24 protein-coding genes are annotated in these 22,771 nt (G+C 58.7%); 20 read left to right on the plus strand and 4 right to left on the minus strand.

Going from position 1 to position 22,771, the window contains the following annotated elements; all coding sequences use genetic code 11:
• The first annotated feature begins 4 nt into the window (after positions 1–4).
• The 18 genes from kdd to LDN84_RS05085 all read left to right on the plus strand — a co-directional run bounded on the left by kdd (position 5) and on the right by LDN84_RS05085 (position 14,743).
• Positions 5–1,042, plus strand: a complete 1,038-nt coding sequence (kdd, locus tag LDN84_RS05000) for an L-erythro-3,5-diaminohexanoate dehydrogenase (protein WP_223909336.1) — start codon at positions 5–7, stop codon at positions 1,040–1,042.
• The gene (kamB, locus tag LDN84_RS05005; RefSeq protein WP_223909339.1) at positions 1,039–2,121 is read left to right on the plus strand and encodes a lysine 5,6-aminomutase reactivase subunit KamB; all 1,083 of its coding nucleotides are present in this window, start codon (positions 1,039–1,041) and stop codon (positions 2,119–2,121) included. The genes kdd and kamB overlap by 4 nt, the downstream gene beginning before the upstream one ends.
• A gap of 524 nt (positions 2,122–2,645) precedes the next feature.
• Positions 2,646–4,190 (plus strand): lysine 5,6-aminomutase subunit alpha, encoded by a 1,545-nt coding sequence (kamD, locus tag LDN84_RS05010; RefSeq protein WP_223909342.1) that lies wholly within the window; start codon positions 2,646–2,648, stop codon positions 4,188–4,190.
• 2 nt (positions 4,191–4,192) lie between these two features.
• Entirely contained in the window at positions 4,193–4,948 is a 756-nt protein-coding gene (kamE, locus tag LDN84_RS05015; protein ID WP_223909344.1) for a lysine 5,6-aminomutase subunit beta, read from the plus strand.
• Between the two features lie 27 nt (positions 4,949–4,975).
• Positions 4,976–5,377 carry a 3-aminobutyryl-CoA ammonia lyase gene (gene kal, locus LDN84_RS05020; RefSeq protein ID WP_223909345.1) on the plus strand — a complete coding sequence of 134 codons (402 nt, stop codon included), beginning with the start codon at positions 4,976–4,978 and terminating at the stop codon, positions 5,375–5,377.
• A 16-nt stretch (positions 5,378–5,393) separates the two neighbouring features.
• Complete coding sequence (kce, locus tag LDN84_RS05025; protein ID WP_223909347.1) at positions 5,394–6,209, plus strand: 3-keto-5-aminohexanoate cleavage enzyme; 816 nt, start codon at positions 5,394–5,396, stop codon at positions 6,207–6,209.
• 567 nt (positions 6,210–6,776) lie between these two features.
• Complete coding sequence (locus LDN84_RS05030; RefSeq protein ID WP_223909351.1) at positions 6,777–7,532, plus strand: DUF6602 domain-containing protein; 756 nt, start codon at positions 6,777–6,779, stop codon at positions 7,530–7,532.
• Between the two features lie 275 nt (positions 7,533–7,807).
• On the plus strand, positions 7,808–8,032 hold the full coding sequence (locus LDN84_RS05035) for an addiction module protein (protein WP_223909356.1): 225 nt from the start codon (positions 7,808–7,810) through the stop codon (positions 8,030–8,032).
• An 89-nt stretch (positions 8,033–8,121) separates the two neighbouring features.
• On the plus strand, positions 8,122–8,322 hold the full coding sequence (locus LDN84_RS23085; protein WP_223912763.1) for a hypothetical protein: 201 nt from the start codon (positions 8,122–8,124) through the stop codon (positions 8,320–8,322).
• A gap of 137 nt (positions 8,323–8,459) precedes the next feature.
• Positions 8,460–8,687 (plus strand): addiction module protein, encoded by a 228-nt coding sequence (locus LDN84_RS05045; RefSeq protein ID WP_223909361.1) that lies wholly within the window; start codon positions 8,460–8,462, stop codon positions 8,685–8,687.
• A complete protein-coding gene (locus tag LDN84_RS05050) occupies positions 8,684–8,980 on the plus strand; it encodes a type II toxin-antitoxin system RelE/ParE family toxin (RefSeq protein ID WP_223909366.1) in 297 nt (98 codons plus the stop codon). The genes LDN84_RS05045 and LDN84_RS05050 overlap by 4 nt, the downstream gene beginning before the upstream one ends.
• Positions 8,981–9,170: 190 nt before the next feature.
• The gene (locus LDN84_RS05055) at positions 9,171–9,494 is read left to right on the plus strand and encodes a hypothetical protein (RefSeq protein ID WP_223909369.1); all 324 of its coding nucleotides are present in this window, start codon (positions 9,171–9,173) and stop codon (positions 9,492–9,494) included.
• A gap of 61 nt (positions 9,495–9,555) precedes the next feature.
• Positions 9,556–9,819, plus strand: a complete 264-nt coding sequence (locus LDN84_RS05060; RefSeq protein ID WP_223909371.1) for a hypothetical protein — start codon at positions 9,556–9,558, stop codon at positions 9,817–9,819.
• A 624-nt stretch (positions 9,820–10,443) separates the two neighbouring features.
• On the plus strand, positions 10,444–10,710 hold the full coding sequence (locus LDN84_RS05065; protein WP_223912766.1) for a type II toxin-antitoxin system TacA family antitoxin: 267 nt from the start codon (positions 10,444–10,446) through the stop codon (positions 10,708–10,710).
• Positions 10,707–11,195 (plus strand): GNAT family N-acetyltransferase, encoded by a 489-nt coding sequence (locus LDN84_RS05070; RefSeq protein ID WP_223909373.1) that lies wholly within the window; start codon positions 10,707–10,709, stop codon positions 11,193–11,195. Before LDN84_RS05065 ends, LDN84_RS05070 begins: the two co-directional genes overlap by 4 nt.
• A gap of 1,081 nt (positions 11,196–12,276) precedes the next feature.
• The gene (locus tag LDN84_RS05075) at positions 12,277–12,780 is read left to right on the plus strand and encodes a hypothetical protein (RefSeq protein WP_223909375.1); all 504 of its coding nucleotides are present in this window, start codon (positions 12,277–12,279) and stop codon (positions 12,778–12,780) included.
• Positions 12,781–12,793: 13 nt separating this feature from the next.
• Positions 12,794–13,327, plus strand: coding sequence for a transposase (locus tag LDN84_RS05080; protein WP_435405916.1), 534 nt, complete (start codon positions 12,794–12,796; stop codon positions 13,325–13,327).
• 885 nt (positions 13,328–14,212) lie between these two features.
• Positions 14,213–14,743 carry a hypothetical protein gene (locus tag LDN84_RS05085; RefSeq protein WP_223909377.1) on the plus strand — a complete coding sequence of 177 codons (531 nt, stop codon included), beginning with the start codon at positions 14,213–14,215 and terminating at the stop codon, positions 14,741–14,743.
• A 57-nt stretch (positions 14,744–14,800) separates the two neighbouring features.
• Here the strand turns inward: LDN84_RS05085 and LDN84_RS05090 are convergent, their stop codons facing one another.
• On the minus strand, positions 14,801–16,234 hold the full coding sequence (locus tag LDN84_RS05090; RefSeq protein ID WP_223909378.1) for an 8-oxoguanine deaminase: 1,434 nt from the start codon (positions 16,232–16,234) through the stop codon (positions 14,801–14,803).
• Between the two features lie 164 nt (positions 16,235–16,398).
• Here LDN84_RS05090 and LDN84_RS05095 point away from each other — a divergent pair, with 164 nt between their 5' ends.
• A complete protein-coding gene (locus tag LDN84_RS05095) occupies positions 16,399–19,005 on the plus strand; it encodes a DEAD/DEAH box helicase (RefSeq protein ID WP_223909381.1) in 2,607 nt (868 codons plus the stop codon).
• A gap of 81 nt (positions 19,006–19,086) precedes the next feature.
• Here LDN84_RS05095 and LDN84_RS05100 read toward each other — a convergent pair whose 3' ends face one another.
• Both LDN84_RS05100 and LDN84_RS05105 read right to left on the minus strand, forming a co-directional pair.
• Positions 19,087–20,028 carry a hypothetical protein gene (locus LDN84_RS05100; protein WP_223909383.1) on the minus strand — a complete coding sequence of 314 codons (942 nt, stop codon included), beginning with the start codon at positions 20,026–20,028 and terminating at the stop codon, positions 19,087–19,089.
• A complete protein-coding gene (locus LDN84_RS05105) occupies positions 20,025–20,807 on the minus strand; it encodes a hypothetical protein (protein ID WP_223909385.1) in 783 nt (260 codons plus the stop codon). The genes LDN84_RS05100 and LDN84_RS05105 overlap by 4 nt, the downstream gene beginning before the upstream one ends.
• Positions 20,808–21,063: 256 nt before the next feature.
• Here LDN84_RS05105 and LDN84_RS05110 point away from each other — a divergent pair, with 256 nt between their 5' ends.
• Positions 21,064–21,855 (plus strand): 5'-3' exonuclease, encoded by a 792-nt coding sequence (locus LDN84_RS05110; protein WP_223909387.1) that lies wholly within the window; start codon positions 21,064–21,066, stop codon positions 21,853–21,855.
• 65 nt (positions 21,856–21,920) lie between these two features.
• Here the strand turns inward: LDN84_RS05110 and LDN84_RS05115 are convergent, their stop codons facing one another.
• Positions 21,921–22,745, minus strand: coding sequence for a DODA-type extradiol aromatic ring-opening family dioxygenase (locus LDN84_RS05115; RefSeq protein ID WP_223909388.1), 825 nt, complete (start codon positions 22,743–22,745; stop codon positions 21,921–21,923).
• Positions 22,746–22,771 lie beyond the last annotated feature (26 nt).

Genomic DNA, 22,771 nt, shown 5'->3' on the forward strand with positions numbered 1-22,771 from the left:
CAGAATGAACACCCCGTCTCCCTACGGCACACACCGCGTCATTGAACCGCTGGGCGTGCTGCCCCAGGCCGCCTGGAAGCTTGATGCCCGCATGGTGATTGCGCCCAACGAAATCCTGATCGATGTGCAGACCCTGAACATCGACTCGGCCAGCTTCACCCAGATCAATAACGAAGTGGGTCACGATGCCGCTGCCGTGGCCGCCAAGGTGCTGAGCATCGTGGCCGAGCGCGGCAAGATGCACAACCCGGTCACCGGCTCCGGCGGCATGCTGATTGGCCGCGTGGCCCAGCTCGGCGCAGACATCGCCGACACCTGCGGCCTGCAGGTGGGGGATCGCATTGCCACCCTGGTCTCGCTCTCGCTGACCCCGCTGCACATCGAGCGCATCCAGGCCGTGCACCTGGAGCGGGATCAGATTGACATCGAAGGCCAGGCCGTGCTGTTTCAGACCGGCCTGTTTGCCAAGCTGCCGCACGACATTCCCGAAACCACCGCGCTGGCGATTCTGGACGTGGCCGGTGCCCCGGCGCAAACCGCCCGCCTGGTGCAACCGGGCCAGACGGTGCTGGTGATCGGCGGCGGTGGCAAGTCTGGCACGCTGTGTGTGTATGAGGCCCGCAAACGCGCCGGGCCAACCGGCTGCGTGATTGGTGTTTCGCCCTTTGCCAAAGACTGCGAACGCATGCGCCAGTTCGGCTGGGTCGACCATGCCCTGCAAGTGGATGCCACCGATGCCGTGGCGGTGATGAACGCTGTGGCTGCTGTCACCGATGGCCGCCTGGCCGATGTGACGATCAACTGCGTCAACATCCCGCATTCTGAGATGGGCAGCATTCTGGCCACGCGCGAGGGCGGCAAGATTTACTTCTTCTCCATGGCCACCAGCTTCACCGCCGCCGCCCTGGGCGCAGAAGGCGTGGGCAAAGATGTGGAGATGCTGGTCGGCAACGGCTACGCCCGTGGCCACGCCGAGCACGCCCTGAACCTGCTGCGCGAAAGCCCGGCGCTGCGCAGCTTGTTTGAAGGCCTCTACGCATGAACCTGAGGCCGTCCCCGGTTGACCTCTCACCGCTATGGCAGCGCATCCGCGCCTGCGGCATGTTGACCGTGGCGGTGATGGGCATGAGCAAAAACACCGGCAAAACCGTGGTGCTGAACCACTTGCTGGCCGCCGCTGCCGCAGAGCACATGGCGGTGGGCCTGACCTCGATTGGCCGCGACGGTGAAGCCACCGATGCCGTGTTCGCCATCCCCAAGCCACCCGTCATGGTCTGGCCCGGCATGCTGGTGGCCACCGCCCAAGGCACGCTGCTGCGCAGCAAGGTGCGCACCCAGCGGCTCGGCCACACCGGCGTGCACAGCCCCATGGGCGAGATCGTGCTGGTGAAGGTGCTGGAAGCGGGCGAGATGGAAGTGGCCGGGGCCTCACGCAGCCACGACCAACTGCGGGTCATGGCGCAACTGCGCCAGTGTGGGGCCGAGCGGGTGTTGATTGACGGCGCTCTGGGCCGCAGCGCCCATGCCTCCCCCGCCCTGGCCGATGGTGTGGTGCTGGCCACCGGGGCGGCCCTGGGCGGTGGCTTGCTTGACGTGCTGCGCAAAACCCGTGAGCGCCTGGCCCTGTTGAGCCTGCCCGCTGCCGATGCGCTCACCCGCCAGCAGCTCGGGCCATTTTTTGATGCCGCCGGGGTCGGGCTGTGGGCCGCAGACGGCCAGCCGATCTGGCAGGCCGAAGTCACCAGCCTGAATGCCGCCGCAATCCTGCTGGAACAAGCGGCCACGCGCCAGCCTGGTCTGGTGGCCGTCACCGGCGCGGTAGGCCGCCAACTGTGGGCCGCACTCGACACCCTGGCCCAGCGCCACCCCGGCCTGCGCATCGTGGTGGCCGATGGCACGCGGCTGTTTGTGGATGCGGCTGACTTGCACCGCTTGCAACACCTGGGCGCACAGCTCATGGTCTGGCGTGCCATCACCCTGGCCGGCATCACCGTCAACCCGTTTTCACCGCTGGGCGGCCACCTGGATGCCACCGAGCTGCTGGCCGCTGCACGTAGCGCCTTCCCCGGCCATGTGGTCACCGATGTGCTGCTGGCGGATGCAATCCAACACAAGAAATGAAGCACACACCATGAGACCATCCAACACCGCCCTGCCTTACCCCCTCTCCCGCGTGCGGGAGAGGGTTGGGGTGAGGGAAGCAGGGCGTAAATCATGCTTCAGTTTGAATAGCTGCTTGCGCACACCAATAAAGGGCTTGACGCTGTTTTTACTGCATAAATTTTCATCACACACCCTCACCCCAGCCCTCTCCCGCTTGCGGGAGAGGGAGCAAAAAATGAAGCACACACCATGAGACCATCCAACACCTCCTGGCCTTGCTCCCTCTCCCGCGTGCGGGAGAGGGTTGGGGTGAGGGAAACCGGGCGCAAATCATGCTTCAATTTTTATAGCTACTTGTGCATACAAATACAGGGCTTGACACTGTTTTTGCTGCATAAATGTTCATCACACCCCTCACCCCAGCCCTCTCCCGCCTGCGGGAGAGGGAGTAAGAAATGAAGCACACACCATGAGACCATCTCCTGATCCGTTTGCATCACACCCGTTGCTGACCGAACAACAAATTTTTGAGGAACCCCACCATGGCCCATCTGGCACTTGACACACAGCGCATTGCGCGTGCCCGCAGCTCGGCGGCACACATTGCACGCCAGGTTTTTGACGATATGAGCTGCCGCACCACCACCACGGTGGAGCGTGCCACGCTGCGCCTGATGGGCATCGACGGTGTTGACGAAAACGCCGTGCCCCTGCCCAACCGCGTGGTGGCACACCTGCAAGCGCAAGGCTTGCTGGCCAGTGGTGCGGCCACTGCCGTGGCGGCGGCCATGGCCGAGCACGGCCTCAGCGCCCAAGCCGTGGCCCAGGCCGTGGCCGCAGGCCAGCTCACGCTGGTGCGCCCGCGTGACGAAACCGCCGCCCGCAGCCACGCCAAAGCCCTGGCCAGCCAGATGTGCGAACACATTGCCGCCCAGCGGGCCGAGCGCAGCGCACGGATCAGCCGCTGTGGCGAAGCACACACGCCCTGGCTCTACCTGATTGTGGCCACCGGCAACATCTACGAAGACATCAAGCAGGCCCGCGCCGCCGCGCAGCAAGGGGCCGACATTGTGGCGGTGATCCGCTCCACCGGCCAAAGCCTGCTGGACTACGTGCCTTTTGGTGCCACCACCGAAGGTTTTGGCGGCACCTACGCCACCCAGGAAAACTTTCGCCTGATGCGCGCCGCGCTGGACGAAGTGGGCAGCCAGGTGAAGCGCTACATCCGCCTGACCAACTATTGTTCCGGCCTGTGTATGCCCGAGATTGCCGCCATGGGGGCCATGGAGCGGCTGGACATGATGCTCAACGACTCGATGTACGGCATCATCTTTCGTGACATCAACATGCAGCGCACCTTCATTGACCAGTTTTTCTCGCGCATGGTCAATGGTTATGCCGGCATCATCATCAACACCGGGGAAGACAACTACCTCACCACCGCCGATGCGTTTGATGCCGCCCACACCGTGCTGGCCTCGCAGTTGATCAACGAGCAGTTTGCCTACCTGAGCGGCCTGAGCCCCGAGCTGATGGGGCTGGGCCATGCCTTTGAGATCAACCCGAATCTGGAAAACGGCTTTTTGTGGGAGCTGGCCCATGCCCAACTGGTGCGCCAGGTGTTCCCTGAGGCCGCGCTGAAATACATGCCGCCCACCAAACACATGACTGGCAACATCTTCCGGGGCCATGTGCAAGACGCGCTGTTCAACATGGCCAGCACACTGACCCAGCAAAACATTCACCTGCTGGGCATGATGACCGAGGCCATCCACACCCCGTTCATCCAGGATCGATTCCTGTCGATTGAGAACGCCCGCTACGTGTTCCACACCATGCGTGACTTACATGGCGAGATTGAATTCAAAAGCGGTGGCCTGATCGAAACCCGCGCCCAAACCGTGCTGGCTGAGACCGAAGCCCTGCTGGCCGAGGTGCAGCGCATTGGCCTGCCTGCGGCCATCTCGCGCGGCCAGTTTGCCGAGATTGCCCGCCAACCCGACGGCGGCAAAGGCCTGGACGGCGTGCTCAGCAAAGCCGACGACTACTACAACCCCTTCCCCGAACTGATGCTGCCTGGAGCCTGATCATGCAAGCGCAAACCCCCGAACAATGGATCAAACCCTATGGCGACACGCTGAACGATGGCCGCGTGCAGCTCTCATTCACCCTGCCGGTGGCGCTGGACGACAACAGCAAGGAAGCCGCCCGCCGCCTGGCGCTGGCCATGGGTCTGAGCGAGCCCGCTGTCAGCCACGCGGCCGACATGGGCCAGGGCTTCAGCTTTTACATCGTCTACGGCCAGTGCCAGCACCGTGTGGATTTGTCGAGCATTCAGGTGGCTAAACCCGAGTTTGAGGTGCTGGACAAAGACGCGGTGGATGCCCGGATTGCCCAGCGCATCGGCCGCAAGCTGGTGGTGATCGGGGCCTGCATCGAGACCGATGCGCACACCGTCGGCATTGATGCCATCATGAACATGAAGGGCTACAACGGCCACAAAGGGCTGGAGAGCTACCACCAAATCCGCGCCATCAACCTGGGGGCGCAGGTGGACTGTGAAGACCTGGTGCTGCGGGCCATTGAAGAGCAGGCCGATGTGATTCTGGTCTCGCAGGTGGTGACGCAAAAAAACATCCACCTCGACAACCTGACCCGCCTGACCGACATGCTGGAAGCCGAAGGCCTGCGCGACAAGATCATCCTGGTGGTAGGCGGCCCGCGCATCAGCCACGAGCTGGCCAAAGAGCTGGGCTATGACGCTGGCTTTGGCCCCGGCAGCTACGCCGAAAACGTGGCCTCGTTTGTGGTGGACGAATGGCTCAAGCGCCACCCTGCCCTCTGACTCAAACATACATTCCAGGAGCTCACCATGAACCCAGACATCACCAGCCTGATCCGCCTGCGCATCAGCGCCCACGAAGCCCACTACGCCGGTAACTTGGTTGACGGGGCCAAGATGCTGCAACTGTTTGGCGATGTAGCCACCGAGCTGCTGATCCGCAGCGACGGCGACGAAGGCCTGTTCGTTGCTTACGACAAGGTGCAGTTTCTGGCCCCGGTGTACGCCGGGGACTTCATCGAGGCCACTGGCCGCATCACCGCCATGGGCAAAACCTCGCGCAAGATGAGCTTTGAAGCCCGCAAGATCATCAGTGCCGCCAGCGTGCCCGGCCAGGCCTCGGCTGCTGATGTGCTGGCCGAGCCGGTCATCGTCTGCCAAGCCAGCGGCACCTGCGTGGTCCCGCTGGCCTGCCAGCGCGTGGCCCGCTGAGCCGGAGCGTGTGCACATGAACAAACTCATCATCACCGCCGCGCTGACCGGGGCCGAAGTCACCCGCGAGCAGCAGCCCGCCCTGCCCATCAGCCCCGAAGAAGTGGCCCAGGCCGCCTGGGAATGCGCCCAGGCCGGGGCCGCCATCGTGCACATCCACGCCCGCCTCCCGGACGGCAGCTCCACCCAGGACGCGGCGGCCTACCGCGCCCTCATCGACGCGGTGCGTGCCCGCTGCGACGTGATCGTGCAAGTGTCTACCGGCGGCGCGGTCGGCATGAGCAGCGCCGAGCGCCTCGGCCCGGTCAGCCTGCGGCCCGAAATGGCCACCTTGTCGATGGGCTCGACCAACTTCGGCAAGGACGTGTTCATCAACCCGCCCGACGACATGGTGCAGTTTTTAGCCGCCATGCAGGCCCACGGCGTGCGCCCCGAGTTTGAAATTTTTGACGCAGGCCACCTGGCCACTTTGCAGCGCTGGGTGCAGCGCGGCACGGTCAGCCTGCCGCTGCATGTGGACCTGGTGCTGGGCGTGCCCGGTGCCATGCCCGCCACACCGCAAGCGCTGATGTACCTGCTGTCGCAACTGCCCACCGGTGCGACCTGGACCGTGGCCGGTGTCGGGGCCGGCCAATTACAAATGAACGCCCTGGCCGTCGCCCTGGGCGGCCATGTGCGGGTGGGCTTTGAAGACAACATCTACCTGCGCAAAGGCGAGCTTGCCAGTAGCAATGCCCAGTTTGTCGAACGCATCGCCAGCCTGGGCCGCCTGCTAGACCGGCCACCGGCTTCGCCGGATGAGGCTCGGGGGGTGCTGGGGATTGGGGGTTAGGTTTTTGTTTGCTTTTTTGATGGGTGGGAGGTGCTATGTATTACAGAGCTGCTTGCGCATATACAGCAAGGGATAGAGGCTGATTTTGTTTGTAAAACCTGGTTGAGATGCTGTTGGATGAGATTTTAATTTGATAGCTGCTTGCGCAGGATTGACGAGGGCTAGAGGCCAATTTCATCCTTCATTTCAGCCATTCAGCGCATAAGTCAGTTCTGATCCAACTCAGGGCGAACGGCTTTTCATGACTTAAGTCGTTACGTTCCATATATAAATTAGCCTCTAGCGCTTTTTTATATGCACAAGATGCTATTGAATTTGTAGTAATTTGCGGACTGGCTCAGCGCATGGTGCTGTGCTGGCATAGCGGTCTGTGGCTTGCTGACGGTTTGGGGACGTTGCCCCGCTATGATCAAATGCCACAGACGGGGAGAAGCTTGCAATCCCTTATCGCCACCGTCCACGCAGGCGGTTCAGTCCAACATGGTTTATACGCCGCGGGAGGTAATATGTTTTTTTTGAGCATTGCAGCGCGGCAGATAAGCGCTGATCGTTAGGTTAGGTTGAAAGATGCCAAATAGATACGTCGTCGAAAGGTTGAACGGTCTTCTCATCGGGCTGAATGCTACCTACGCAGCAACAGCTGCCTCGGCATCGGCAGCCAAAGGCGCTGGCCGAGCAAATTTCATAGATTCATTTTTGAAACAAGTTATCCCTCCGAGCTGGCGAATCAGTACAAATGGAGAGATAACGGATTCAGCAGGAGCAAAGACCGGGGAGCTCGACATAATCATTGAGAACGGCTTCTTCCCCAGTCTGCCGGTCATTGGCATAGAGTCCTCTCGCCTTTACTTCGCGGAGGGAGTGGCTGCCGTTGTCGAAGTGAAGTCAAATCTTCAAGGTCAGTGGACTGAAGTATTAGCTACTGGCGATAAGTTGGAAGCATTGGAGAGACATATAAAAGGAGGAATTATGGGCGGCAGTAGTGGACCGCTTGTCTTTCAGGTTCCAGGCATTTGCAGCGACCCCAATCTTCCTAAGATGCAACCTATGCCAGAAGACATAATCAAGAAGAAAGTACCATATTTCGTCGTAGGCTATAAAGGATGGAGCAATCAACAGACCATCGTAGCAAAGTTGGACGAAGCCCAGGGGCGTATTTCCGGCATTCTTCAACTCGACATAGGCTACTTTGCTGGCAGTGCAGCTTTTGATTCGGTGAGAGCGTCTGGCGCTCTTTGCCTGCTAGGCTTTCTGAACAGCGTCAATGAGGCATCGTCTTATGTGAAAGCGGCAACAGCCGACTTACTGTCGTATGGTAGATGAGAGCGCCAAAAAAGTGCATCCCGAATGAATGGTGAAAGGTAATTGGGGTCAGATTCCAATTATTTAATCAAAAACTATAGCATCTTGCGCAAGCAGAACAAGGACTTGATTGCTCTCCCAATCTGGCAGTCATCGGGCCAAAGCCACCGCCGAGCACATCGCCCATATGCGCACCGGCATCGGCTTGACCAGCATCTGGGATGACCTAAAAAGCCTGCTCTAACTGAGCGACGATGGCTTTGCCCAATCGCTGCAACAAGTGCTAGGATTCTTTCATGAACACTGAAACCATCACCCGTGAAGCCTTGTCCCTGCCTGTGCAACAGCGGGCTGAATTGGCGGCACAGTTGCTGTCCAGTCTTGATGCGCTGTCCGAAGCTGAAATTGAACCCCTTTGGCTTCAAGTGGCTGCGCAACGGGCGGCCGAGATGGATCAAGGGCTTTCCAGGCGCATTCCGGCCGAAGAGGTGCGTCGCCAGGCGAAGGCTTTGCTCAAGTGAGTTAATTCTTCAATGAAGCCGCCCGCGTTGAGCACCTTGAGCATGTCGCCTACTACGAGTCTTGTCAGCATGGTCTTGGCGCACGTTGTCTGTCGGCTTTCGATGAGGCTATGGATAAAGTCTGCCAATCCCCTGATCGGTTTCGCGTTGAATTTCAACCAGATGTTCGCAAATTTCGCGTACCAGGTTTCCCTTACAACATTCTCTATAGGCTTGTGGGTCGGGAAGTTGAAGTTTTGGTCGTCGCGCCTCATCGGCGGCGACCTGGATACTGGCTTGGCAGGCTTTAGTGGATTGATCGACCCGGCTTGTGCGAGCGTGGAAATGGATCTGGAAATGGGGTCAGGTCTTCTATTGCAGTTACCCAAGGCCACGGCAACACCAGCCGCATAAACTTGCCCCATTGGTTCTGAATGGAGTCCAGATCATGAATACGCAACTCTTGCAGCAAGCTCGTGTACTCGACATTGACGAGCAAATCGAGCTGGTTGAAGCCATCTGGGATGGGATTGTGAGCCGAGGCATCGCGCCATCGTTGACCGAAGCTCAGAAAACAGAACTTGACCGCCGTCTCGCAGACCACCTTGCCAACCCTGATGATGTCGTTCCCTGGAGTGAAGTAAAGGCTGCTGCTCTTGCAAAAATCAGGCAATGAGCCTTCCCGTTACTTTTCATCGCGCCGCCAGTGCATTGTTCATCGAAGCAAGTGACTGGTATGAAGCCAAGCGAGTTGGTCTTGCGCTTGAGTTCATTGCCGAGATTGATCGCTGTGTGTCGCTGGCTTCTCAACACCCTCTCCAGTTTGCCGTTGTTCACGCGGACGTTCGCCGCATCGTTGCCAATCGTTTCCCGTACAGCGTTTATTTTCGGGATGAAAAACATCGCATCGTTGTTCTCGCTGTATTTCATGGCAGCAGGGACCCCGCCATTTGGCAAGCAAGGGGCTAACGATGGGCAATTGGTGTGTGATTGGTGTCAGATTCCAATGATTTGATCAAAAATCAGTCAGTTTTGGTTGTGGCGCTTGAGGCATATGTTTATTTGGTACCTTATGTTGAAGAACCTGATTACTTCTTCTTGAAGACCGTGATTCCCAGCAGAAAGGCGACCCGTGACTACTTGCAGAGGAATACCCCAGATGAAAAAACTTGACGCTTACGAGGAAGAGCTGCTGACAGCTTATGAAAAGGGGGCGCTTCAATCCACATCCCCTTCAAAGGTTGATCTGTCCAAATTCAAAGCCGCAGCTAGCGCAACCTTTATCAAGGATCGGCGAATCAATATCCGGCTGTCGACACCTGACCTGATGGATATTCAGACCCGTGCACTGGAGGAAGGCATTCCCTACCAGACGTTTATTGCCAGTGTGTTGCATAAATATGTTACGGGCCGCTTGGCCGAGAAAGCATCCAGCCTGGCCCCGCGCTCCACCGGACGCAATGAAAAACGGCGCTCCGGTTAGCTCGATCTGCTGCTGAGTTCTCACGGCATCTGAATCATCAGCGCCAGAAAGGCAACACGATATGAAAAAGGCATCTATGAAAACGGCTGATCAAGACATCCCCGAATTGAAGCGCGATGAACTCGGCAAAGGTGTACGAGGCAAGTACCTTAAACACTTTGTGCAAAGCAGCAATGTCGTGGTGTTACAGCCCGAAATCCAAAAGGCTTTCCCTACCTCTGAAGCCGTCAACAAGGCGCTGGCAAGCATGTTGGCCTTTGCGCAAGAAACGCAGGGTTTAACAAGTCGCTCAGGTCGGACTCCGCGCAAGCGCGTTACCGCGTAGCCTCATTAGACTGCACCAACACACTCACCACCTCTCTCGTTGCAGATGATCCCGCGCGATCTTGACCGAAAGGAAGCCCAAGCACGGCCGTTCTTCAGAGGTCTTATGGTGCTGATGCTGTTGGCAATGGCGGCTATGCTGCTCTTCGAGTCCGTGCCACTGGTCATGAATCCTGGCCCGGTGGAGGTCATATGCCCGGCGCAGCCTCGCAAGCTCACCTGCGAACTTGGTGCCAGTCTCGTCCGCTCGCTACCCACTGACGCACAGAGAACAGTACTGGGTATGTCAGGTCTCGCCGCAACTGTATGCGTTCTGTGCTTGGTCTGGGTATTCGCTCGATCAAGGAGAAAGCGGTAATAGGGTCAGGTCTTGTATTGCAACATCCATCCCTGAGCATCTGGAATAACCTGAAAAGTCAGCGCAACCTTGGCGACGATGACTTTACCTGCCTTCTCACAAAGCCACCATCCGTGATGCCAACATCCTGATCAGGGCGAGATTGGGTCGCCGCGACGTGTTAAGACGAGTCGTCAGGTGACCACATCAAAGCCAAACGTATTGACAACAGATATACGCTTAACTACCATGACCGCATCAATCTCCCCCATTTCCAAGGACAAACTCATGCGTGATGCCGCCATCAATTTACGCGCCAGACCCGCGCAGCGTGATCTGATTGACCACGCCGCCCAGTTGCTGGGCAAAAACCGGTCTGACTTCATGCTGGAAGCCGCTTGCGACAAAGCTCGCAGCGTTTTGCTTGACCAGGTGTTTTTCAGCTTGGACGAAGCCCAGTTTCAAAGCTTTGTCCAGATGCTCGATGCGCCCTTGACTGCCAACGAGGGGCTGGAGCGGCTGATGGCTGTCAAGCCGGTTTGGCAAGCGGCATGAGTCTGGGTTTGCAGGCCCCGCAGCCGCTGCTGGCAACGCATCGCTGCGACGGGTTTGCCAGCTCTGAGCCCGAGCTTGATGCCTGGCTCATGCGCCGCGCCTACGCCAACCAGCTCAGTGGGGCCAGTCGCACGTTTGTGGTGGTCGATGCGCAGCAAGCTGTGGTGGGCTACTACGCCTTGGCGGCTGGGGCGGTGTCGCATCCAATCGCCACCCCGGCGGTGCGACGCAACATGCCAGACCCGATACCGGTCATGGTGCTGGCCAGGCTGGCCGTTGACCAACGCGCCCAAGGTCAAAAGCTGGGTGCATCGCTGTTGCAAGATGCTGTCAAGCGCTGTGCGCTGGTGTCGCAACATGCGGGTATCCGGGCCTTGCTGGTGCACGCCCTGCATGACCGCGCCAAACAGTTTTATGAACACTACGGTTTTCAGGCATCAGCCATTCACCCAATGACTTTATTGCTGCGACTGCAACAAAGTTGAGCCGTTGTGGGTGCAAAGGAAGAAACGGGGTCATGTCTTGCATTACAACTCCCATCCCCGTCAAATCAACCCATGACAAGACCCCTGCGCATTGAAGTCCCCGACGGCCTGTACCTCGTCACGTGGCGACCGGCGCGAGGCCATAGCAGAGCAGGTGAATGAGTGTGCTGCTTGGTCTGTCATGCAGGGCTTCAAAATACTACATTTTCAATAGCTGCTTCCGCTTACTTTACAAGCGCTAGAGGCCTAAAGCATATAGAACATTTGAGATGCCGATAAGTCAACAGCAGGCATCTCAAAATCACCCGTTTTGGGCAATGCCAAAGGCACTGCGCCGAGGGCACAATTAGCCTATGAATACTTTCAGTCCATTTTCAGAAACTGCCGGGTTTGTTGCTATTTTTATTGGAGCTGACTATGCAGTTACAGCAAGTCTCAAGACCTGTTTTAGTGCTGAGAAGTCCACATTAATTTGCAGCACCTTGCGGTGTGAATCTCGTTAGCCGCCATGAAGAACATGACTCGGCCATTGTTGATTGTTGTCCTAGCCTTGGCTACTGCGCATGTGCTCTCGCAAGAACGAACCCCTGTTTCGTCCATCACGAATGCCACATGGGCGCAGTACAGCGGCCAGTATCAGCAAAGCCCGCTCTGCAGTAAGGAAGAGATCACCTTGTGGAGCTGCGAAACCGGTAAGCGCGTTTATTCGCTGTGCTCTTCGCATACAGTGACCCGCACGTCAGGCTACATACAGTACCGCACTTCTAGCCGCGGCAAAGTCGTGTTTACGTACCCGACTGAGAGAAAGCCACCATTGGGCTCATTTGTTTACAACTCCTTTGGGAACGGCAATGCATCCGTCGAGTTCACGAGCAATGGGTACGGATATACCCTTTTCGATCCGCTTAGGGAAGGATCATCCATAAGTGTGTCGGCTCCCGCTCCGTCTGGAAAACAGACCGAAATAAATTGTGGAGGCAACCAGACCCTTCAAGTCAATTACACAATGCGGCTCATGTACGACTCCGGCGTGTGGGCAGGTTATTAGGCATGGTGTCTAATTTCAACGTTAACCATCCACATGCCCCACCTCTACTACAAGTTGTTGCTGTCTGCATGCCTCAGTGCGTCTTTGGTGGCCAATGCCCAAACACACTGCACGAAGAATGAGGTTGAGTACTTCACCTGCAAGATAAGCGGAAGCGAGAAAATTGTCTCTATTTGCGGCAGCGACTTTCGCGCTGGCACCCATGCACTCGCTGAGATCGTTGATGATGCTTGGCTGCAGTATCGCTTTGGCAAGCCTGGCCAATTGGAACTTGTCTTCCCGGCGAAACGCCATCCTCTGCTCAGCCATTTTTCTGGCGAGCTCATTCTTTCCAACGACCGTCGCCTTTACGCTTTGACGTTCAAACGTCGAAGCTACAGCTACGAAATCCTTTACTCTCCTGGTTTTCGCGGGGTCACAGTTCAGGGACTTGGTTCAAACGTTAAATTGCCGTGTGACGGTGAACCAAAGATTCCCCTTGGTAAAGGACTGAACGATTTCTACGAGTTGGTCATAACTTTGAACCGCCAAAAGTAAGCACATGACGTGTATGGCTACCAGCACGGCGTTGAAAGTGATTAGCGAGATTGGTGTCGATCTGGCACGCTTTCCCACAGTCAAGCATTTCACCTCGTGGCTGGGCTTGTGTCCGGGCACCAAGATTTCGGGCGGACGGGTGCTCTCAAGTGCCACCAAACCCTGTGCCAACCGGGCCGCCCAGGCCTTGCGCATGGCCGCGCAGGCGCTTCGCAAGAGTCAAACCGCACTGGGTGCCCATCACCGTCGACTGTGTTCGCGCATGGATAAACCCAAGGCCATCACGGCCAGCGCACACAAACTGGCACGACTGGTTTATTTCATGCTGACTAAGGGGCAAGCCTTTGTCGAAGCCGGGCAGGACGAGTACGAGGAGCGCTACCGTCAAAGAGAGTGGTGCAAAATCTCACTCGTCGCGCTCACCAGTTGGGCTTTCAACTTACACCACAGGAAACCTCCTCAGCATGACTTCAAATATCCGATTTGGCAGGGCTGCTGGGGAAGTTTCTTAAGAGGGCTCATGCAATGCACCTCTATCGAGCCGTAATCGCGTGTCTTGCATTGGTATTTGCCACGCAAGCAATCTCTCAATCCTCGCCGGCGTCGACTAGGACCCAGCCGTACAAGACAGTAGATTTCGACCTCTCTGAAAAGCAGTGTGAGGCACGAAGAGGCATGTGGTGGCGTAGCGGTGGTCCCATTCGGCCGAACGAGAAGTATTTTTGCTACTTACCGAGCCCAGACGCAGGCAAGAATTGCTCTTCTTCGAAAGAGTGTTTGGCCGGAGCCTGTCTTACCCGCAAGGATTCCCCGGGCGGTGAAAAGCAAGGAACAAGAATCGTGGGCGCTTGCACTGAATATGCGCTGGGCGGCGGCTGCGTCGCTCGCGTGGAAGCTGGCAGAGTCCAACCTATGATCTGCTCGGACTAGCATGAGCGACCGCGTGACCCCTGACAAATCAATCGACACGGACCCAAACCTGCAGGAGGCGGCTTCGCCGCAAAAGATTACCTGGGCGACGATGACTTTGCCCAATCGCTGCGACAACAGACTCAAGGCAAAGCCGACGACCCAGAAATCCCCCGTGTACAGCGTCGGGCTGCTGCGCCCCACGCTTGCCCATTTCGTGCAACAGCGCCATGGAGCAGACCCACTTCAGTGGCTGCTACAGCCTCAAAGAAATCGAACAAGCCTTCAGTTTGCACTACGCAACCGTCAGCCAGAGGGGAATGATGGGAGTGTTGCAATGCAAGAGCTGACCCCAAGACTGCCAAGACTGGATGCTTCAGTTGGGCCACGGGTGATCAGGATCGAAGTGGACCGTTTGCGAACGGTTGAGGTGTCGGCTGGGCTCAGGTGCTGATCAGGCATCATCAACACTTGTCCCGATCACACTTCATTCAAAGGTAGGTGTCCAATGCCAAATCACGTCATGACCATGCTATCCCGTCACTTACTCGTATTTGGCATGGCGGCAAGCTGTCTGGCCAGCCCGTTGGCTGCTGCCAACAATGGCATCCCCACGCATTGCCAAGAGGGTGAAATCGCGTTTCTCAATGCACGCATGTATCGTGTCGAAACCAACCACGCAGAAAAAATCCTGTCCCTGTGTGCAGACCGAGAAACTGAACCGCTGGCAAGAATGGTTTACCGATTTGGTGCTATCGGCAAAGTTGAGATGGAGCTTGTCGCTTCGGCTCAGAACAAAGCTGGTGTTTCTCGCCAATCGGATACCGGATCTCACACAGGCCTGATATCCATCCGTTTTGACAAGGGGCCTTACGCATACGAGGTCAGCGAAGGTTTGGGAATGACCACCGGCATTCGGCTCGATGTCTATCGGCACAAAAAGAAAATCGTGGGTTACGAGTCCCATGAAGATGAATCCAAGCTCGTAGTCATCAATTTCGACCAGGCATCATCGCCAATATTTATGCGGACAAGCCCCTTTCAACCGTGGTAGGTATGGATGAGCTACTAGCCAAAAAAAACTCACAAGCAAGCATCCATCCAAAGGCCATCACCGCCCCCCAGCCACCAACTGCAGCGCCAGCGCGTTGTGGCGCTCCAGCATCGGCCCCAGATCGACCGTGGTGAGTTGCCCCTGGCGCACGATCACGCGGCCATTGACGATGGCTTCACTCACCTGCGGGCTGCCGCACAGCAGCAGGCTGCCCACCGGGTCGTGCACTGCCGCACCGGCAAAAGACAGGCTGCGCAGGTCAAACAGAACCAGGTCGGCGCACATGCCTACGCTCAGGTGGCCAATGTCTTGGCGGCCCAGCACCTCGGCCCCGCCGCGGGTGGCTAGGCGCAGCACATCGCGTGCGGTCATTTCCGCCGGGCCCAGGTCGCAGCCGAAGAAAGTGCGGCCCTGGCGCTGCTCGGGCGGCTGCATGGCCCGGCCAACGCGGGCCAGCAGCAGGGCCTGGCGGGCTTCGTTCACCATGTGGGCCGCATCGTTGCTGGCGCTGCCGTCTACGCCCAGCCCCACCGGCACCCCGGCGTTGAGCATCTTGCGAATGGGCGCAATGCCGCTGGCCAGGCGCATGTTGCTGCACGGGCAATGGGCCACACCGGTGCGGCTGGCGGCAAACAGGGCAATGCCGGCATCGTCCAGCTTGACGCAGTGGGCGTGCCACACGTCGCTGCCCAGCCAACCCAGGTCTTGCGCATATTGGGCGGGGGTGCAGCCAAATTTTTCTTGTGAGTAGGCCAGGTCGTGGTCGTTTTCGGCCAGGTGGGTGTGCAGGCGCACGCCTTGGCCCTTGAAGCTGCGCGCCAGCCGGGCCGATTCGCGCATCAGATCCCGGCTCACGCTGAACGGGCTGCACGGTGCCAGGGCCACGTTCAGCATGGCTCCAAAAGAGGCATCGTGGTGCTGCTCGATCAGACGCTGGGACTCTTTCAGGATGAAGTCTTCTTGCTCCACCACCCGGTCTGGCGGCAGCCCACCGGCGCTTTGCCCCACGCTCATGCTGCCACGGGTGGCGGTGAAGCGCATGCCGATGGTGTGGGCGGCTTCGATGCTGTCTTCCAGCCGCACGCCGTTGGGGTAGATGTAGAGGTGGTCGCTGCTGGTGGTGCAGCCGCTCATCAGCAGCTCGGCCATGGCCACCTGGGTGCTGACCTGCACCATCTCCGGGGTCAGGCCAGCCCACAGCGGGTAGAGGCCTTTGAGCCAGCCAAACAGCTCGGTGTTTTGCACGCCGGGAATGGCCCGCGTGAGGCTCTGGTACATGTGGTGGTGGGTGTTCACCAGGCCGGGCGTGACCAGGTGGTGGCGGGCATCGATGCACTCGTCGGCCTGCCAAGCCTGGGGCGGCAGCTCGGCCGTGGCACCGATGAAGCTGATGCGGTTGTTGGTGATGTAGATGGCCGCATCGTGCAGCTCGCGGGCCAGGTCGTCCTGGGTGGCAATGGTGTGGGCGTGGTGAATCAGCAGGGTCGGCATGGTGAGTCCTAAAAAAGGTATGAATGTCGAGGCCGAATCCCGCTGGAAATTCCCTTGGAGGAAGCCAGAGGCGAGCACCACGTTGCCGAGCGTACCGGGCTGTGCGGGGCCGATTCTGCCAGAGCCCGTAGGGCACGGGTTTTGTCTCACGGCACAATTCCCACATGTCCAAACTTCAGCCCCAGAACCCGCCCCCAGCCAAGCCGGCGCATGGCCGCACGGATGAGGCCGCTGGCGACAGCGTCATCGGCCACTTCCGCCCGCGCATCACCTTGCTGACGCTGGACCGTGGTCATGGGCTGCTGGGCCTCAAACCCCAGGGCAAGCTGGGCCCGCGCGGCGACAGCGTGACCCTGGCCCAGTTTGACTGGCTGTACCACACCGATGCCGGCCACCGCTGGCAAACCCCGGCCCCTGACTCGATCCTGAACAGCCGCCCGCCAATGGTGGAGGAGCTGTATGACACCGGCGGCCCGCTGGTGCACATGCAGCGCAACCTGCCCGCCGAGGCCGATGCCATGGATCGGGTGTGGGACATGGGCTTTGTGCCGGTGGCCGAAGAAACTTTTCAGTGGCGTAGCCGCCAGCACAAACCGGCGCTGGGCCCGGTGTGGACGCTGGCGCAAGAGGCGTTTTTTGGTGACTTCTGGGCCGACCAGATTCCGCTGCTGCAAGCCCAGGGCTGGGCGGTGCAGGTCAAACCCGGCTTTGCCCACGAAAGTGTGCCGGTGCAGCGCTGGCGCTTGGTGCTCAGCCCCGACACCGGCGAGGTGCTGAGCCAAGAGCTGGACAGCCCGCTGGTGAAACCCGCACGCGGCGTGGAAAAGCTGCAACTGCCCGAGCGCGAAGGGGCCTGGCTGCTGAGCCTGGGCATTGAGATCGACGGCGAGACGCTGGACTTGGCCCCCATGCTGGCCGACCTGCTGCGCCGCGATGCCCGCTGGCTCAACGCAGCACAGTTGGCCGCTATTGACGACCTGGCCATCATCTCGCTGCGTGCCCCTGGCGGCAAACGCATCGACGCACCGGCGGCCCCGCTCAAAGCCATCATCAGCGCCACGCTCGACCTGCTGACCGACCCGGCACGCCAGCAACACCAGGGCCCGCTGCACCTGGGCGCGTGGGAGGCGCGGCGGCTTGATGCCTTGCGGGCCAGCCTGCTGGAAACCCAGCGCGTCGGCCTGCACAACGCCTGGCAATTGGAGGGCGAACAGGGTCTGGCCAGCCTGGCCCAGCGCCTGAAAAACCATGGCCCACCGCCAGCGCTGGCTGCACCCGCTGGCCTGCGCGTGCAACTGCGCCCCTACCAGCTCGAAGGCCTGGCCTGGCTGCAATACCTGCGTACGCACCACCTGGGCGGCATCCTGGCCGACGACATGGGTCTGGGCAAAACCGCCCAGGCTCTGGCCCATGTGCTGACCGAGAAACACGCCGGGCGGCTGGACTTGCCGGTGCTGGTGGTGTTGCCCACCTCGCTGATCTTCAACTGGCAGCTTGAGGCCCAGCGCATGGCCCCGGATTTGCGCCTGCTCACCCTTCAGGGGCCGCAGCGCGAGGACTTGTTTGCCAGCATGCCGCAGCACGACCTGGTGCTGACCACCTACCCGCTGTTGTGGCGCGACCTGGATGCGCTGGCCGCGCAGCCCTTTTACCTGGTCATTCTGGACGAGGCGCAGATGGTGAAAAACGCCGCCAGCCGCAGCGCCCGCGCCTTGCGGCGCCTGCGCACCTGCCACAGCCTGTGCCTGACCGGCACGCCGATGGAAAACCACCTGGGCGAACTGTGGGCGCAGTTTGACTGGCTGATGCCGGGTTTTCTGGGCGACTCGCGCCAGTTTGCCGCCCACTGGCGCAAGCCGATTGAGGAAAACGGCGAAACCCTGCGTGCCGCTCTGCTGGCGCAGCGCGTGCGGCCTTTCATCCTGCGCCGGCGCAAGCAAGACGTGGCCAGCGAGTTGCCACCGCGCACCGAAGTCATCCAGCGTGTGCAGTTGCAGGGCCAGCAGCGCGAGCTGTATGAGAGTGTGCGCGTGGCCGCCGACAAGCAAGTGCGCCGGGTGCTGCAACGCCAGAGCTTTGACGGTGCGCAGATCAGCATCCTGGACGCGCTGCTCAAGCTGCGCCAGGTGTGCTGCGACCCGCATCTGGTCAAGGGAAGCAAGCCCGCTGAGAACATCGAACGCGCCAAGCTGGAGCTGCTGGCCGACATGCTGCCCGAGCTGGTGGCAGAAGGTCGCCGCGTGCTGGTGTTCTCGCAGTTCACCGAGCTGCTGGCGCTGGTTGCCGAGCAACTGCAGGCGCTGCAGCTGCCGTTTTTGAGCCTCACCGGCCAAACCCCGCCCAAGGAACGTGGCAGCGTGGTGCAACGCTTTCAGGCACAAGAAGTGCCGGTGTTGTTGCTCAGCCTGAAAGCCGGTGGCATCGGCCTGAACCTGACCGCCGCCGACACGGTGATCCACATGGACCCCTGGTGGAACCCGGCCGTGCAAGAGCAGGCCACTGCCCGTGCCCACCGCATTGGCCAGGATCAGCCGGTGTTTGTCTACACGCTGGTGGTGCAAGGCAGCATTGAGGAACGTATGCTGGAATTGCAGGCCCGCAAACTGGCGCTGACCAACAGCGTGCTGGGGCACGACGTGGCTGGTGCGCTGAAGTTTGACGAAGCCGACCTGAACGCCTTGCTGGCCCCACTGGACTTTTTGGCGGCCACCGCCCAGACCCCCGAGCAAGCGGCGCGGCGCTGGGGGCGCACCGGCCGCCGTTCAACGTAAGCCGTTGCGGATGGAGTGCAACACTGCACCAGCAGCTTGTGGTGCTATCCCCAATAGCCTTGGGTCAACGGGCGTTCTTTGTCAGTTGGAATCACTTGTGCTTGGCATGCAGTTTTCTGCCAAAGATGATTCTTCTGCTGTACGCAATGTCGGCACCGACATCAGTTGACCGCGTAAAGTTTGGATAAGCAAGCGTCCGCAATGGGTGTTGAGAACTTGGGCCCGCTCTATTTTCTCTGAAGAACCTTCCCGAAAGCGGATGGTGCGATAGGGCGAAGACACTTCAGTGGAGCCTGTATTGACATCATTTAATGCAATGTTGAGGGATTCAGCGACAAGTTGTGCACTTTCATCCTTTAGCTTTTCGCCATTGTTGTTGCTCCAATAGGCCAATGGGTCTTCTACTTCTTTGACCCCAGACACCACGCGGATGGTTTTTTGATAATGGGCCGTTTGTGCGGCTCCCGGAGATTCCATGTCAATCGTGTTGTCAAGGATGATCGCTTTTTGATCCTGTGTGAATGAAAAAACAGGAACATTCTTAAGCGTGTTGCGCTGACCCGTATGGTCCGCTTGCTCAAGTAGGCCCACGCGCGAACGGAGGGCTGATTTTTTCAACGCTCGCTGCATCAAATCATGCGTATCGAAATGATCAAGGGCATTTTGATAGGGCAATAACACCTTGTTCGCTTCAGCTTGCAGCTTTTCCTTTTGCTCATTTTTGGCGGACTCAATGAGCACACCATGGGTAATCACTGCCGCCAAAAAGCCAATGGCGTTGGGTGCTGGATAGAGGATGGCGTTGCCGTTGGTCCCTGCCTGATCAAAACCGACGACCCCACGATAGTTCACTTTTTCATTCGTCGGGAGCAGCAGACTCCAATTCACGGCAGGTGGCATCGTCTCAACCGCAGGTTTTGCCAATGGGACGACATCATCTGCCACCACGATCACAGGCGCCAGCAGCGAGATTGCGCCGACGCCCAGCGAGATCAATGACTTAGCCGTTGACAGCCAGGTCATTGGGCAGTTTTCGGTGATGTAGCCACACCCTCGATAACCTGACTGGAAGGTGCCAATGCAACCTTATTCACTACCTTGACACCGTCCACGAAGGGTTGCAGAAACTGGTCTTTGCCAATCTCCAGGTATTGAAAATAGGCATTGGTCAGACCTGGGAATTTTGGTGGTTCGTCCCATGCCTGATCTGTGCTCTTGGTCACATGAATGGGTTGATACCAATCGTAAGTATTGGTCTTCAAATTGACGATGTACCCAAGCCCTGCAAATACGCCTTTGGGGTCACTGGTGGGTATGTAGCCAGAATAAGTACGCTCAAAGCCAATCCTGGTGATGTCGATGACCAACAGCTTGTCAATCTGGTGCTTGCGCTGTAGGCTGGAAAAGTCCTTCTTGGCAATGTTGGGGCCTTGGGTCGAGAAATCTGGCAATGCCTTGAGATCCACATCCTCTTCAATCAGTGTGACTACGGTGCCGTTCTTGCGTAATAAACGGCTGACCTCGTTTTTCAATTGAGGCAAATCTTCGTTCGGCAGTGTGGCGGCATGAGTCGTCAGCTTTGAGTTCATGCCACTCGCAACAGCCATGCAAAGTAGACAATCTGCGCCGAGTAGATAGGTGTCAGTTTTCGGAAGCGCGGTCATGACGACTCCAATTCGACCCGCTTGCGTGTCAATGGAGTTGGGGGTGAGCGCTACGGGCATCTGATTGACCGTGGCACAACCGCTGGCGAGGACTGCGAAGGCAGCAAGAATGAGGTTGAAGCGAATTTTGATTTTCATATCCCTGAGATTTGTAAAGTGAGATGGTTTGATATATAGCCGAATCAGACCCCATAGGGTTCCTTTTTGGCGCGAAGAGTATAGACGTGTGTGAGCAAGTCAAAACCCCTGTCCAAAGTCCATCATCCTTTGGGTGCTTCACTTGAGATTTGGAATTTGACACCCCAAAACCTGTCGCGCACCCAGGCGCACCAGAAGCCGGGCGTGATGTCTACACTTCAGGCCTCAAAAAATCTTTCATTCGCTGGCACACCCCATGGCTCTACTGATCATTGATGCGATGAACATCATCCGGCGCATTCACGAGGCGGTTCCCGGCCCGGAGAGTGAAGAGCGGGTGGCTGACACCGTGGCCTCCAGCCTGGCTTCTTTCCGGCGTGCGCTCAAAACCCACCGACCGACCCATGCCGTGGCGGTGTTTGACCACGGTGGCCGTACCTGGAAGCATGATCTTTATGCACCCTACCAGGCGCATCGCCAACCCATGCCGGAACTGCTAAAAGGCGGTGTGCGGACCATCCAGCAAGCGTTGGCGGGACTGGGCTTGCACTGGATCGCCATTGCCGGCATTGAGGCAGACGATGCCATTGCCACGCTGGTTGAGAAGTGGTGCAAGGCGAGTGTGGAGCCCGTCATCATCCTGTCGACCGACAAGGATTTTTTGCAGCTGCTGAACGATCAGGTCGGCATTTACGACCACTTCAAGGGGCGCTGGCGGGATGCCGCCTATGTGCAGGAAAAGTTTGGTGTCACACCGGCACAAATGGGTGATTTGCTGGCGCTGATGGGCGATGCCGCTGATGGCATTCCGGGGGTGGACAAGGTGGGTGCCAAAACCGCCGCCGGGCTGCTGCGTATCAACGGCAATCTGGATCGGGTGATCTCCAACGCTGACAAGGTGAGCGGGCAAGTGGGGGTGAACCTGCGCAAAGGGGTGGAGCTGGCGCGGTTGTCCCGGCGGTTGGTGTCCTTCAAGACCGATGTGCCGCTGGGGCTGACCTGGCGGATGCTTGCGCAGCCGGGGCGGGAAGTTGATGATAGCTATTGATTAAATAGCTACTGACGCTTTATTCATAAGCACCAGAGGCCTAAAATATCTCCATAAACCTGTGTTTAACCGAAGGCGAATGCTGACAGGGTGGTTTCCATCACCCGGTCTGAAAACACCTTGCGGCCAGCGTCCTTGCCAGCCGCACCGGCCACGGTCATCAGCGGGATCAGGTGTTCTTCTGCACGTGGCGGATGGCACTGCCGGGCACCAGGTGCCTGCTCCCAGTTTGTCAACAAGCGCTCGCGTTCTTGCGGGCTGGACCCGACAGCGTGGGTCAACCAATCGTCGAAGGCATCCGACACCGGCCCGTATGGCGGATGGCCATAGGCACGCATATTGTGAAAACTCATGCCGCTGCCGATGATCAGCACATCCTGATCGCGCAGCGTTTCCAGTGCCCGGCCAGCCGCCAAATGTTGCGCCGGGTCCAGTGACGTATGCAGTGAGAGTTGCACCACTGGAATGTTGGCCTCTGGAAAGATCAGTTTGAGTGGTATGAACATGCCGTGATCAAAACCGCGTTCGGCATTGGCACCGCTGGCAATGCCTGCCGCCGTGAGCATTTTCACGATCTGGTCGGCCAGTGCCGGGGCGCCTGGCGCGGGGTATTTCAGTTCGTAGGTATGGGCCGGAAAACCGGAATAGTTATAAACCAGTTTCGGTTGCGCAGCGCTGGTCACCGCAAAGTGGGGCTCCAACCAGTGCGCTGACACCATCACGATGGCTTTGGGCGTACGCGGCAATGTCGTGGCGACATGCTTCAAAAAATCAGCCATGCGGTTCCAGGCATCCGGTGGATTCCAGTCCATGAAAAAGCAGGGGCCACCACCGTGGGGGATGAACCAGGTGGGCATTTTGGCGCTGGGACTTGTGGGTGGGTGGGTCATGTTTCTGAGTCCTTCCGTTGGAAATG

The sequence above is a fragment of the Rhodoferax lithotrophicus genome (assembly GCF_019973615.1).
GTDB classification, from domain to species: domain Bacteria; phylum Pseudomonadota; class Gammaproteobacteria; order Burkholderiales; family Burkholderiaceae_C; genus Rhodoferax; species Rhodoferax lithotrophicus.

Bases quoted from the DNA above. Each gene is read 5' to 3' on its own strand.
- kce (WP_223909347.1), top strand. From the start codon at position 5,394: ATGAACAAACTCATCATCACCGCCGCGCTGACCGGGGCCGAAGTCACC.
- LDN84_RS05115 (WP_223909388.1), bottom strand. From the start codon at position 22,745: ATGACCCACCCACCCACAAGTCCCAGCGCCAAAATGCCCACCTGGTTC.
- LDN84_RS05045 (WP_223909361.1), top strand. From the start codon at position 8,460: ATGAATACGCAACTCTTGCAGCAAGCTCGTGTACTCGACATTGACGAG.
- LDN84_RS05065 (WP_223912766.1), top strand. From the start codon at position 10,444: ATGCGTGATGCCGCCATCAATTTACGCGCCAGACCCGCGCAGCGTGAT.
- LDN84_RS05055 (WP_223909369.1), top strand. From the start codon at position 9,171: ATGAAAAAACTTGACGCTTACGAGGAAGAGCTGCTGACAGCTTATGAA.
- LDN84_RS05060 (WP_223909371.1), top strand. From the start codon at position 9,556: ATGAAAAAGGCATCTATGAAAACGGCTGATCAAGACATCCCCGAATTG.
- LDN84_RS05080 (WP_435405916.1), top strand. From the start codon at position 12,794: ATGGCTACCAGCACGGCGTTGAAAGTGATTAGCGAGATTGGTGTCGAT.
- LDN84_RS05035 (WP_223909356.1), top strand. From the start codon at position 7,808: ATGAACACTGAAACCATCACCCGTGAAGCCTTGTCCCTGCCTGTGCAA.
- kamB (WP_223909339.1), top strand. From the start codon at position 1,039: ATGAACCTGAGGCCGTCCCCGGTTGACCTCTCACCGCTATGGCAGCGC.
- LDN84_RS05105 (WP_223909385.1), bottom strand. From the start codon at position 20,807: ATGAAAATCAAAATTCGCTTCAACCTCATTCTTGCTGCCTTCGCAGTC.
- LDN84_RS05100 (WP_223909383.1), bottom strand. From the start codon at position 20,028: ATGACCTGGCTGTCAACGGCTAAGTCATTGATCTCGCTGGGCGTCGGC.
- LDN84_RS05050 (WP_223909366.1), top strand. From the start codon at position 8,684: ATGAGCCTTCCCGTTACTTTTCATCGCGCCGCCAGTGCATTGTTCATC.
- LDN84_RS05090 (WP_223909378.1), bottom strand. From the start codon at position 16,234: ATGCCGACCCTGCTGATTCACCACGCCCACACCATTGCCACCCAGGAC.
- LDN84_RS05095 (WP_223909381.1), top strand. From the start codon at position 16,399: ATGTCCAAACTTCAGCCCCAGAACCCGCCCCCAGCCAAGCCGGCGCAT.
- LDN84_RS05075 (WP_223909375.1), top strand. From the start codon at position 12,277: ATGCCCCACCTCTACTACAAGTTGTTGCTGTCTGCATGCCTCAGTGCG.
- LDN84_RS05110 (WP_223909387.1), top strand. From the start codon at position 21,064: ATGGCTCTACTGATCATTGATGCGATGAACATCATCCGGCGCATTCAC.
- kal (WP_223909345.1), top strand. From the start codon at position 4,976: ATGAACCCAGACATCACCAGCCTGATCCGCCTGCGCATCAGCGCCCAC.
- LDN84_RS05085 (WP_223909377.1), top strand. From the start codon at position 14,213: ATGACCATGCTATCCCGTCACTTACTCGTATTTGGCATGGCGGCAAGC.
- kamE (WP_223909344.1), top strand. From the start codon at position 4,193: ATGCAAGCGCAAACCCCCGAACAATGGATCAAACCCTATGGCGACACG.
- kdd (WP_223909336.1), top strand. From the start codon at position 5: ATGAACACCCCGTCTCCCTACGGCACACACCGCGTCATTGAACCGCTG.
- LDN84_RS05070 (WP_223909373.1), top strand. From the start codon at position 10,707: ATGAGTCTGGGTTTGCAGGCCCCGCAGCCGCTGCTGGCAACGCATCGC.
- LDN84_RS05030 (WP_223909351.1), top strand. From the start codon at position 6,777: ATGCCAAATAGATACGTCGTCGAAAGGTTGAACGGTCTTCTCATCGGG.
- kamD (WP_223909342.1), top strand. From the start codon at position 2,646: ATGGCCCATCTGGCACTTGACACACAGCGCATTGCGCGTGCCCGCAGC.